Genomic DNA, 10,610 nt, shown 5'->3' with positions numbered 1-10,610 from the left:
CGGTGATGCCGGGCAGGTCGCCGATGCCGTCGCCGCGGAGGTCGCGGAAGGAGCGGGGGTAGATCTGGTAGATCACTGAGGACCGCCACCATTGCCGTTCCCGGTCACTGTTGGCTTCATGGACCGGGACCAGGCGGAGTTCTCCGTTTCGCGTGACAGGTACGCCGGGAGCGTTGTCCATGAAAAGAATCATCCCTCTAATCTCGTATGGTCTGAATACGCCTACTTAAACGCGGCTGCGTGCCCGATTGTGCCGAGCTGCGCACGTGAGAAGTCGCACAGCCCATCGCTGCAGGTCAGACCCAAAAACTTGCCGATGGTTCAGGCGGCGCAACACGATAGGCTGGCATTCGAACCCCAAAACACCATCAGTCACTTTTTCGGGAGAAGCATGTCAGAGAACCGCAACGACGTCCCGGGCGGTCCTGCCGGGGAACCGCAGGAACAGCCCTGGGCCAAGCCATCCGGGGACGCCGCCCCGGATGCTCCGGAGAACACCCCCGGGGACGGGGCTCCGACGCAGCCGCTTTACGGCAGCTACGAGTCCGCCGGTGGTGGCGCGTCCTCCCCGGATGCCCCGGCGGCCTCCGCCACGGAAAACCGCCCGTCTGCTCCGGAGACCGCTCCGGGGGCGTGGGCCCAGCCGAACCAGCACAGCCAGCCTCAGCAGCCGCCGCACGGCCAGCCTCAGCCGCCGTACGGCCAGCAGGCGCCCGGTCAGCAGCCGACCTACGGCACGGGCTACGGTGTTCCGCCGGCACCCTACGGGTACCCCGGGAACTACCAGGCGCCCGCGCAGCAGCCGGGCAAGACCATGGGCATCGTAGGCCTGATCCTGTCCTGCCTGTTCTTCATCCCGTTCGCGTCCCTGGTGGGCGTGATCCTCAGCATTGTGGGACTCGTGCAGTCGCGCAAGGCCAAGATGAGCAATGGGCCGGCGCTTGCCGGCATTATCATCGGCGGCGTCGTCTTTATCCTGACACTCATCGCCACCATTGCGATCTTCGTCTTCGCAGTGGACCAGGTAGGTACGCTCTTCGAGGTCTGTGAAGACCTCGGACCGGGCACCCACTTCGTGGACGGCGAAATCTACGAGTGCGGCGTCGACAGCCTCCAGCAGTCGCTCTAGCCGAACCATAAACGGAAAGGCCGGGACCCCAGGGTCCCGGCCTTTCCGTCTGTCCTGGCTGCGCAGCTAGCCCGGTGACGCTCCGCTCTCGAGGATGCGCATGGTGGTGGTGTCCGGGTTGAGCAGGATGGCGGCCTCATCCCGGCGGTGGCGCAGCTCGTTGTCCAGGTAGGACTGTACGGCTTCTGCCATGGGTACGTTGCGGTTCTCCTGCTCGGACATGTACCACCGGTGCTCCAGAACCTCATGCACCAGTTCTGCCTGCTCCAGCTTGCTGCCAAGCTCCCGCGGCACGGCCTTGACGATCGGCTCGAAGACATGGGTAACCCACAGGTGGGCGCTCAGTTCCTCGTCCAGCTCGGGGTTGTTGTCCGCTCGGTAAGAGTCAAGGTCATTCAGCAGCCGCCGGGCCTGGTTCTCCTGCGCATCCAGTCCGGTGAGCCGCAGCAGCCGCCGCTGGTGGTGCCCGGCGTCCACCACCTTGGGCTGGAGCTGCACCTGCGAGCCGTCCGGCGTGGTGCGGATGGTGAGTTCGTCGACGTCGAACCCCAGCTCGTTGAGGCGGCGGATCCGGGCGTTGACGCGCCAGCGTTCACCGAGTTCGAAGGATTCCTGCTCGGTGAGTTCCGCCCAGAGGTTCCGGTAGCTGTCCATGATGCGTTCGCTGGTCGCCAGGGGATCGATGCTCTCCTCCACCAGGCCGCCCTCGGCGAGGTCCATCAATTCCCCGGCAATGTTCACGCGGGCAATCTCCAGGTCATATTCGCGCTGGCCGCGGGAGAGCTCGGGGTACAGCTCACCCGTTTCGGCGTCCACCAGGTATGCGGCGAAGGCGCCGGCGTCACGGCGGAACAAGGTGTTCGAGAGCGAGACATCGCCCCAGTAGAAGCCCGCCAGGTGCAGCCGCACCAGCAGCAGGGCCTGCGCGTCGATCAGACGGGTCAGCGTGACTTCGCGCAGGGTCTGGGAAAACACGGCTCGGTAGGGCAGGGAGAAGCGCAGGTGGCGCGTCACCAGCACCGGTGCCAGCTCATTGCCCTCCGGGTCCTGGCGGCCGGTAATGACCGCCACCGGAGCCACGCTGGGGACGTTCAGCCTCCGCAGTTTGCGCAGCATGTGGTATTCCTGCCGGGCCACGTGCTCGCTGGTTTCCTTGATGGCAATGAGTGAGTCGCCCATGCGGGCAAAACGGACAACGTGCCGGGAGATACCGCGCGGCAGGGCGGCGAGGTTCTCTTTGGGCCAGTCCTCCAGCGGGATGGACCAGGGCAGGTCCAGGAGTGCCGGATCCATGGAAGCGGCGGTGATGTTCAGCGAACCGAGCGGTTCCTGCGTCGCCTCGGCGTGGCTGCGGGGGAGCTTGCCGGGCTGCTCCCAATTGGTTGGTTCATCACGCCAGTTGGCGCGTGGTGCTTCTGTCATGGGCGTTGATGCCTTCTATCGGCGCTGGGATGGGGGTTAAACCAGTGCGGTGGCCTTCTCCTGAAGTCTAGATCAGGGGATAGGCCACCGCACGCGCACAGTGTTGCTAAAGGCTACGCTTCGTCAGCAAGTCGCTTGCCGGTGCTGGTGTCAAAGAGGTGAACATGGCCGGCCTTCGGCGTTACGTACAGCGTGTCACCCTTGGCCGGAGGCCTGCGGGCGTCCACGCGGGCCGTGATCTCGTGCTCCTGGCCGTCAAGGAACGTGTGCCCGTAGACGAACGCATCTGCGCCGAGTTCCTCGACTACGTCCACTTCAACCTTCAGGCCTTCGCCGTCCGGCGCCACGTCCATGTCTTCCGGGCGGACACCGAAGGTGACGGTGTTGCCGGCCGCGGCGTCGAGGATGCTGCGGGGGACGGGGTACACCGTGCCGCCAAACGTCACGCCACCTTCTGTGACCGGCAGTTCCAGCAGGTTCATTGCCGGGGAGCCCATGAAGCCGGCGACGAAGACGTTCATCGGCTTGTCATAGAGGTTCCGGGGGGTGTCCACCTGCTGGAGCACGCCATCCTTCAGTACGGCGACGCGGTCGCCCATGGTCATGGCCTCAACCTGGTCGTGCGTGACGTAGACGGTGGTGACGCCCAGGCGGCGGGTCAGCGAAGCAATCTGGGTGCGGGTCTGCACACGCAGCTTGGCATCGAGGTTGGAGAGCGGCTCGTCCATCAGGAAGACCTGCGGGTTCCGCACGATTGCGCGGCCCATGGCCACGCGCTGGCGCTGGCCGCCGGAGAGGGCCTTGGGCTTGCGGTCCAGGTAGTCCTCGAGGTCGAGGAGCTTGGCTGCCTCGCGGACGCGCTCCAGGCGCTCCTCCTTCGGAACGCCGGCGATCTTCAGGGCAAAGCCCATGTTGTCCGCCACGGACATGTGCGGGTACAGGGCGTAGTTCTGGAACACCATGGCAATGTCGCGGTCCTTGGGCGGAACATCGGTGACGTCACGGTCACCAATGAGGATGCGCCCGGAGTTCACGTCTTCCAGCCCGGCGAGCATTCGCAGCGAGGTGGACTTGCCGCAGCCCGAGGGGCCAACGAGCACCAGGAACTCGCCGTCGGCGATTTCGAGGCTGAGGTTATCGACTGCGGGGCGCTCGGTGCCCGGGTACAGCCGCGTAGCTTGGTCAAACGTTACCGTTGCCATGATTTTTCCCTTCACGGGCAGGTACGTGCCCGACGATCCGTTGTGAATGGGTGGATGTTCAGTTGTGAAACAGCAGTGAAACAGTGACGGACGCCACGGAAGCGTTCACTGGTGGCAAGTATGCCATGTCCGTCAAGCGGACAGAAGCAAAACGGGTAGCCGGGAGGTTAATTCCCGACGGCGGCGAGGCGCAGCCCGTGCAAATGCTCCAGGACGGCGGCAAACCCCTCCGGTGACCCAACCCGGAACTGCGCCGTGGTTTCCCCCGGGCCTACCTTGATTCCGACGTCCCCGTCCTTGAGCACGGCGAACCCCCGCTCGTCGGTGACGTCGTCGCCGGCAAACAGCACTCCGGTAGCGCCGGTCAGCTCGCGCAGCGCCTCGATGCCCTCTCCCTTGTTCGCGTGGACCACGGAAGCTTCCAGGACACGCTTGCCATCCGTGACCTGCACGCCGTCCAGCTCCTGGAGCCGGGCGCGGGCTGCGTCCACCGCGGCAGCGGCGTCGTCGTCGGAGGCGCTGCGTGTATGCAGGACCACGCCCGCCGGCTTGTCTTCGAGCCTGCAGCCGTCCCATGACCGGGCCACCTCAGCGACGGCGGCGCGGGCCCGGGCCAGCAGGTCAGCCTGCTCCGGGGTGAGCTGCAGCGGCGCGGCGTTGGGGCCGGTCCAGGTCTCGGCGCCGTGGCTGCCGACCAGCAGGGTTTCCGGCTCGGGGCCGGCCACTGCCCGCAGGCTGTCCAGGGCGCGCCCGGAAATCAGCGCCGTCGCGGTGTGGGGCACGCCGGCCAGGGACCGCAGTGCCGCAGCCGCGGCAGGGAGCGGGCGAGCGTCCTCGGCCCGTTCCACCAGCGGGGCCAGGGTGCCGTCGAAGTCGACGGCGACCAGCAGGCAGTCGGTGGCGGCGAGGGTGGCCAGGGCAGAACGCAATTCCATGGGTATCACTGGGCTTCACCTTCCAGGCGCAGGGCGTTGAGGAAGTTCTGCGACCAGCGCTCGACGTCGTTCTGCAGGACCTGCCGGCGCATCAGGCGCATGCGGCGCTGGGCTTCACGCGGCTGCATCTGGATCGCGGAAACGATCGCATCCTTCAGCCGGTCGATGTCATGGGGGTTCACCAGCACTGCCTGGCGGAGCTGGTCCGCGGCCCCGGCGAACTCGCTGAGCACCAGGGCTCCGGTGTTCTCCGTCCGCGCGGCGACATACTCCTTGGCCACGAGGTTCATGCCGTCCCGCAGGGCCGTGACCAGCATGACGTCCGAGGCCAGGTAGAGGGCCACCATTTCCTCCACCGGATAAGAGTGGTGCAGGTAGCGGATGGCGGTGTTGGACATGGTGTCGTAAGTGCCGTTGATGCGGCCGACCGTGCCCTCGACCTCTTCGCGCAGCAGCCGGTACTGCTCCACGCGTTCGCGGCTGGGGCTGGCCACCTGGATCAGGGCGGCGTCCTCGACGCTAATTCGGCCGTCCTCCAGGAGTTCGCCGTAGGCCTTCAGCCGGTGGCTGATGCCCTTGGTGTAGTCGAGGCGGTCGACGCCGAGCAGAATGACCTTCGGGTTCCCGAGTTCACGCCGGATCTGCTTGGACCGCTCGATGATGTCCTCGCGGTGGGCCAGTTCGGTGATCTGGTCCACATCGATGGAGATCGGGAAGGCCTCGGCCCGGGAGACATAGGTGTTGCCTTCCTCATCGGTGATGTGGACCTGCTGCTGGCGAACCGAATGGCCGGCGAAGCGGCGGACGCAGCGCAGGAAGTTCGCGGTGTCGCTGGGGCGCTGGAACCCGATCAGGTCTGCGCCCAGCAGGCCGGCGATGATGTCCCGGCGCCACGGCAGCTGGGCGAAAATCTCCAGCGGCGGGAAGGGGATGTGGTTGAAGAAGCCGATCTTCAGGTCCGGGCGTGCCTTGCGGAGCATCTGCGGCACCAGCTGCAGCTGGTAGTCCTGCACCCAGACCGTAGCGCCCTCGGCGGCGACTTCGGCAGCGGCTTCAGCGAAGCGGCGGTTGACGGTGCGGTAGGAATCCCACCAGGTTCGGTGGAACTCCGGCGGCGCAATGACGTCGTGGTAGAGCGGCCAGAGCGTGGCGTTGGAGAAACCCTCGTAATAAAGCTCTACCTCGGAGGCGCTCAGCGGCACGGGCCGCAGGTGCATGTTGTCATGGTCAAACGGTTCAAGTGTTTCGTCCGGGGCGCCGTGCCAGCCCACCCACGCGCCGTCGGCCTTTGCCATGACCGGCGCAAGCGCCGTCACCAGGCCGCCGGGGGAGCGGCGCCACTTGTCTCCGCCCTCTGATCCGTTGTCCGCCACCCGGTCCACGGGCAGGCGGTTGGAGACCACTATGAAGTCGTAATCGCCGTACCCGTCCGTTGAAATCTCAGTTTTCGATTCAGCGGCAACAGCGTTCACTTTTTGCACTCCTCAGTTGACTTCTTTGTTCGCCACTCTATCCAACAGGGGAACCTTTGTACCCACCCCGGGCGTTGACGGTGAGGTGCAGGGATTATCGTTGTCCCTGAAGACCGTGTACCTGATGCCGCCCAATGGTGGCCGTTTGAGAGACAGAAGGAACTATGACCGACCGGAATCCCAAGGTCACCAAGGCTGAGCGCCAGGCCGCGGCCCGCGAAAAGGCACGGGCCCTGCGTGAGGCACAGCTGAAGAAAGAGCGCCGCAACAAGCTGTTGACCCGCTGGGGCATCGTCGCTGGAATCGTCGCCGTGATCGTGATCGTCGCTGTGATTGTCGTCAACAGTGTCCGCGGCGGGATCCCCGACGCCGGACCGGCTCCTGCCACCGGCAACGTCAACGGCGGGTTCACGCTGACCTCCACCACATCACTGGAACCGGCGGACACCGGTGAGGTTGACGTGAACAACCTCCCGGAGGCGACCACCACGAATGAGGCCGGCGATACCGTTCCGGCAGGAGTGGAAGCCGCGGTACCCGGAGAACCGGTTCAGATCGTTGAATACGTGGACATCAACTGTGTCCACTGCGCTGATTTCTCCTCAACCTACTCGGACCAGGTCAAGACCTGGCTCGACGCCGGTGATGTCACCCTCGAATACCGCACGGTGGCATTCCTGGACAGTGGCTCTCCGACCAACTACTCCTCCCGCGGCGCGAACGCTGCCGCCTGCGTCGCTGACACCAACCCCGAGTCCTACTGGGACTTCATGAAGGCGATCTTCGCCCAGCACGCCTCCGGTGAAATCAACAACGCCGCGCTCGCAGACATGGCCGAGTCCGTTGGTGCCTCCGACGCCGCGGACTGCATCCAGAATGACGGTTTCCGCACGTACGTGAAGTACTCCGACGCCCTCGCACGCGAAGCCGGCGTTGCCGGAACCCCGACCGTTTACGTCAACGGTGCCGAGGCGGACCTGAACTCCTTCGTGGATACGGTCCAGAGCGCCATCGATGCCAACAAGGCCGAGGCTTCCTCCTAGTTCCGCTGGGTCCGGCTGCCCGCCGGAGCGGAACCGCTGCTGGTTTCGTTCCGGCGGGCATGCTGGGCTAACCTTGTCTAGCGCTGTTGTACTGCACGTACGACGCCGCGGGGCCGGCAACGGCCCGCGCCTCCTTAGCTCAGTTGGCCAGAGCACCTGTCTTGTAAACAGGGGGTCGCCGGTTCGAATCCGGCAGGGGGCTCCACGAAACCCCTCCTGGTCATTTCCGATCAGGAGGGGTTTTCCTGTGTCAGCCCAACAAAACCGGCCAGCTGACCTGTTTGATATCTATTTGTGTCCTAAAGCGGCGTAGGCCAAGAGCAATGTTCGCTATTCTCATGAAGGAACAACGCACAGACTCAAGCGCCGGGCCGAAGCCGGTGATTTCCATGGGGGTGGAATCACCGGCTCCGGGCCGGCACCTGTCTTTAACCGTCGTTTCCGCGCTCGTTCCGGACGCTACCCGGCCGCCGGGCGGGCCCCCGCGGCGTTGCGGGCCGCCAGGATATGGGTCCGCATCACGGCCTCTGCCCACTCGCCGTCGCGCGCCCGGGCAGCAGCCACGAGCTCCGCGTGGTGGAGCATGCTGCGGCGCAGCGCTTCGGGACTGTATTTTCCGAAGGTATGTGCCACCACCGCCGGACGCATCAGCGTCTGCAGTGCCACCTCGAAGTGCCGGTTGCCGCAGCGTTCCACGAACAGGCCGTGGAATTCACTGTTCAGTGTGCCCAGGGTCCGCAGGTCGCCCTCCGCAGCGGCAGCCTCCATCGCCGCGTTCAGTTCTTCCAGTCGGTCGACGTCGTCATCCGAGAGCCGGGGGACGGCGAGCAGGGCGGCGTGCGGTTCAAAGCCGGCCCGCACGTCATACAGGCCCGCAACATCCTCAGGGGTGAAGGACACCACCTGGGCACCCTTGTTCTTGCTGATCTCCACGATGCCCTCGGCTGCGAGCCGGTTCAGTGCCTCGCGGACCGGGGTCCGGGACACCCCGAGCCGCTCGGCCAGTGCAGCTTCGCGGAGCCACGAGCCCGGCGCCACGTCTCCGGAGGCAATGAGGGCGCGCAGCCTGGCGTAAGGGCTGTCATCGGCTGGCTCAGCGGCGGGGGAGTGGTCCATGCGGTCTACGTTATCCCTTGCCGGAGGCGGGTTCCGGCCAGCGGGCCCCGGCCAGCTGGGTACGCGTGCCGCCGCGGGAAACGAACGACGCCGATGCGCGGCCGGTGAGCTCCACGATGCGGTTGGCTGCCAGCAGGTAGCGTTCAAGGTCCACCCCGGTGTGGATGCCCAGGCTGTCGCAGAGGTGGACCAGGTCCTCGAAAGGTGCGTTGCCCAGTACCGACGGGTCACCCGGGAACCACAGGTCCCCGCCCAGCCCCGCAAAGGAACCTTCAATCCAGTCAATTCCGGCCTGCAGCGCCGCCAGCGCGTTCGCCGGGGCAAAGCCATTGCGGTTATGCAGGTGGACGCCCACTTCCAAACCCGGATACAGCTCCCGGACTTCCCGGATTCCGTCATAGAACTCGCCCGGGCCCTCCTGGCCGGAGGTGCCGGCCAAATAGATCCCGGCAGATCCGGCGGACGCCGCGGCGTCCACTACCCGCAGGCGTTCCTCACGGGGCACCGGCCCGCGTGCCGGTGCGAAAAAGGAGCAGGCGACGGCAGTGACCAGGCGCAGGCCTGAGGCCCGGGTCAGTTCCCCGATGCGCCTCAATCCTTCCAACGCCTCGTCCACCGAAAGGCGCTGGTTGCGCAGGCTGACCTCCTCGTCAGCCGAAACAACCACCACCAGTTCATCCAGTCCGCAGTCCACTGCGCGCTCGGCGCCCCGGTAATTCGGGGCCAGACCACGGTAGCGGATGCCAGGAACCCGGGGAACCGCCGCCATGACCTCAGCGGCATCGGCGAGCTGCGGCAGCACCTTCGGATGGGCGAAGGAGACCGCCTCGATCTCCCGGACCCCGGCGTCGATGAGCAGCTGCACCAGCTCAACCTTTGCTGCGGTAGGCAGAGCCTCCGGGACCGACTGCAGCCCGTCCCGGAGCCCAACCTCCACCAGCCTGACAGCTTCAGGGAGTCCCGGCAGGCTCACGCCACACCCCTGGCACGGAGGTCCTGCAGCCGGTCCCCGCTGACGCCGATGCCGGCAAGCACTTCTTCCGTGTGGGCTCCCAGCTCCGGGCCGGGCCAGCGGACGGTGCCGCGGGTGCGGCTCAGCCGCGGAAACACGTTCTGCATGGACACGGGGCCAAGCGACGGGTGCTCCACGTTGGTGATGGAGCCACGGGCGGAGAACTGCGGATCGGAAAACATGTCCACGGGCCGGAAGATCCGTCCGGACGGCACTCCGTGTTCTTCGAGCAGCGGCTCCAGGTCCGCTGCATCGAGGCCCGAGGTGAATCCGGCGATGAGGTCATCGAGTTCGCTCTGCCGTTCACCACGGGCGCCGTGCGTTGCATACCTGGGGTCATCGGCCAGGTCGGGAACGCCCATGGCCTTGGCGAGGCGGGAAAACACGGTGTCCTGGTTGGCGGCGATCAGCAGCCACTGTCCGTCCCGGGTGGGGTAGACATTGCTCGGGGCCACGTTGGGCAAGACCGCACCGGTGCGTTCGCGCTGGTAGCCGGTGACCTGCCACTCGGGAACCAGGGATTCCATCACTCCCAGGACTGCCTCGTAAATGGCCGAATCCACGATCTGCCCCTGGCCGGAGGAGTTCCGCTCCTGCAGGGCAGCCAGCGCACCGATGGTGGCAAACATGGCAGCGAGCGTGTCGCCGATGGAGATGCCTACCCGGGACGGGGGCGTTGAGGGGTCGCCCACCACGTACCGCAGCCCGCCCATGGCCTCGCCAATCGCGCCGTAGCCGGCACGCTGGGAGTAGGGCCCGTCCTGCCCGAAGCCGGACACCCGGACCATAATCAGGCCTGGGTTCTCCCGCCGCAGGTCCTCGAACCCCATTCCCCAGCGTTCCATGGTGCCGGGCCGGAAGTTCTCGATGACCACGTCGGCTTCTGAAATCAGCTTCCGCGCGAGGTCCTGGCCTTCCTTTTCCCGAAGGTTCAGCGTCACCGAACGTTTGTTGCGGCCCACCACGGAAAACCACAGCGAAACGCCCTGCGGCAGCTGGCGGCCCCATTGCCGCATCGGATCCCCGCGTTCCGGATCTTCGATTTTCACTACGTCCGCGCCCAGGTCGCCGAGCAGCTGGCCGCAGAAAGGGCCCGCCAGCAGCTGTCCCATTTCGACGACGCGAAGGCCCGCCAGCGGACCCCCGGGCTGCGTCTCTGTTGCCATGGAGTACTCCTTCGTCGCTGAGCAAATGGGCAATCTGCATACAACTTGGCAGTCTCATCCGGGCATGTCAAGGACGTGCTCAAAGCGATGAGAGCAGTTGTATGCAATCCCTT

Annotated in this window: 10 protein-coding genes and 1 tRNA gene; 3 read left to right on the top strand and 8 right to left on the bottom strand. The window is 65.9% G+C overall.

Translation table 11 applies throughout. The annotated features are described in order from the left end of the window. Nucleotides 1–193 (bottom strand): hypothetical protein (locus ACSLGO_RS18065; protein WP_436401634.1); only part of this gene is annotated, 193 nt, incomplete at its 3' end. Nucleotides 194–391: 198 nt separating this feature from the next. Here ACSLGO_RS18065 and ACSLGO_RS18060 point away from each other — a divergent pair. After that, complete coding sequence (locus tag ACSLGO_RS18060; protein WP_436401633.1) at nt 392–1,129, top strand: hypothetical protein; 738 nt, start codon at nt 392–394, stop codon at nt 1,127–1,129. Between the two features lie 66 nt (nt 1,130–1,195). On the opposite strand, the gene ACSLGO_RS18055 is transcribed toward ACSLGO_RS18060, so the two are convergent. The 4 genes from ACSLGO_RS18055 to ACSLGO_RS18040 form a co-directional block, all read right to left on the bottom strand. Further along, nucleotides 1,196–2,551: a DUF4032 domain-containing protein gene (locus tag ACSLGO_RS18055; RefSeq protein ID WP_325787856.1), complete on the bottom strand. Its 1,356-nt coding sequence runs from the start codon at nt 2,549–2,551 to the stop codon at nt 1,196–1,198. A 113-nt stretch (nt 2,552–2,664) separates the two neighbouring features. Then, nucleotides 2,665–3,753 carry an ABC transporter ATP-binding protein gene (locus tag ACSLGO_RS18050; protein WP_091607932.1) on the bottom strand — a complete coding sequence of 363 codons (1,089 nt, stop codon included), beginning with the start codon at nt 3,751–3,753 and terminating at the stop codon, nt 2,665–2,667. A 167-nt stretch (nt 3,754–3,920) separates the two neighbouring features. Next, a complete protein-coding gene (gene otsB, locus ACSLGO_RS18045) occupies nt 3,921–4,688 on the bottom strand; it encodes a trehalose-phosphatase (protein ID WP_436401632.1) in 768 nt (255 codons plus the stop codon). A gap of 5 nt (nt 4,689–4,693) precedes the next feature. After that, nucleotides 4,694–6,160 carry an alpha,alpha-trehalose-phosphate synthase (UDP-forming) gene (locus ACSLGO_RS18040; protein WP_176697651.1) on the bottom strand — a complete coding sequence of 489 codons (1,467 nt, stop codon included), beginning with the start codon at nt 6,158–6,160 and terminating at the stop codon, nt 4,694–4,696. Nucleotides 6,161–6,324: 164 nt separating this feature from the next. On the opposite strand from ACSLGO_RS18040, the gene ACSLGO_RS18035 reads away from it, so the two are divergent. After that, the gene (locus ACSLGO_RS18035) at nt 6,325–7,203 is read left to right on the top strand and encodes a DsbA family protein (RefSeq protein WP_436401631.1); all 879 of its coding nucleotides are present in this window, start codon (nt 6,325–6,327) and stop codon (nt 7,201–7,203) included. 128 nt (nt 7,204–7,331) lie between these two features. Further along, a tRNA-Thr gene (locus ACSLGO_RS18030) sits at nt 7,332–7,408 on the top strand. 254 nt (nt 7,409–7,662) lie between these two features. On the opposite strand, the gene ACSLGO_RS18025 is transcribed toward ACSLGO_RS18030, so the two are convergent. The 3 genes from ACSLGO_RS18025 to ACSLGO_RS18015 are packed head-to-tail and all read right to left on the bottom strand — an operon-like array spanning nt 7,663 to nt 10,497. Continuing rightward, nucleotides 7,663–8,319: a GntR family transcriptional regulator gene (locus ACSLGO_RS18025; RefSeq protein ID WP_377956300.1), complete on the bottom strand. Its 657-nt coding sequence runs from the start codon at nt 8,317–8,319 to the stop codon at nt 7,663–7,665. A gap of 10 nt (nt 8,320–8,329) precedes the next feature. After that, complete coding sequence (locus ACSLGO_RS18020; protein ID WP_436401630.1) at nt 8,330–9,292, bottom strand: hydroxymethylglutaryl-CoA lyase; 963 nt, start codon at nt 9,290–9,292, stop codon at nt 8,330–8,332. Further along, nucleotides 9,289–10,497 (bottom strand): CaiB/BaiF CoA transferase family protein, encoded by a 1,209-nt coding sequence (locus ACSLGO_RS18015; RefSeq protein ID WP_436401628.1) that lies wholly within the window; start codon nt 10,495–10,497, stop codon nt 9,289–9,291. Before ACSLGO_RS18015 ends, ACSLGO_RS18020 begins: the two co-directional genes overlap by 4 nt. Between the last annotated feature and the right edge of the window lie 113 nt (nt 10,498–10,610).

This window comes from Arthrobacter sp. IK3 (assembly GCF_051337705.1).
In the GTDB taxonomy this organism is placed as follows: domain Bacteria; phylum Actinomycetota; class Actinomycetes; order Actinomycetales; family Micrococcaceae; genus Arthrobacter_B; species Arthrobacter_B koreensis.
This window is presented reverse-complemented; position numbering and strand designations above follow the sequence as displayed.

Excerpts from the sequence above, each read along its gene's own strand:
- ACSLGO_RS18060 (WP_436401633.1), top strand. The coding sequence starts at position 392 with ATGTCAGAGAACCGCAACGACGTCCCGGGCGGTCCTGCCGGGGAACCG.
- ACSLGO_RS18055 (WP_325787856.1), bottom strand. The coding sequence starts at position 2,551 with ATGACAGAAGCACCACGCGCCAACTGGCGTGATGAACCAACCAATTGG.
- ACSLGO_RS18050 (WP_091607932.1), bottom strand. The coding sequence starts at position 3,753 with ATGGCAACGGTAACGTTTGACCAAGCTACGCGGCTGTACCCGGGCACC.
- otsB (WP_436401632.1), bottom strand. The coding sequence starts at position 4,688 with ATGGAATTGCGTTCTGCCCTGGCCACCCTCGCCGCCACCGACTGCCTG.
- ACSLGO_RS18035 (WP_436401631.1), top strand. The coding sequence starts at position 6,325 with ATGACCGACCGGAATCCCAAGGTCACCAAGGCTGAGCGCCAGGCCGCG.
- ACSLGO_RS18025 (WP_377956300.1), bottom strand. The coding sequence starts at position 8,319 with ATGGACCACTCCCCCGCCGCTGAGCCAGCCGATGACAGCCCTTACGCC.
- ACSLGO_RS18015 (WP_436401628.1), bottom strand. The coding sequence starts at position 10,497 with ATGGCAACAGAGACGCAGCCCGGGGGTCCGCTGGCGGGCCTTCGCGTC.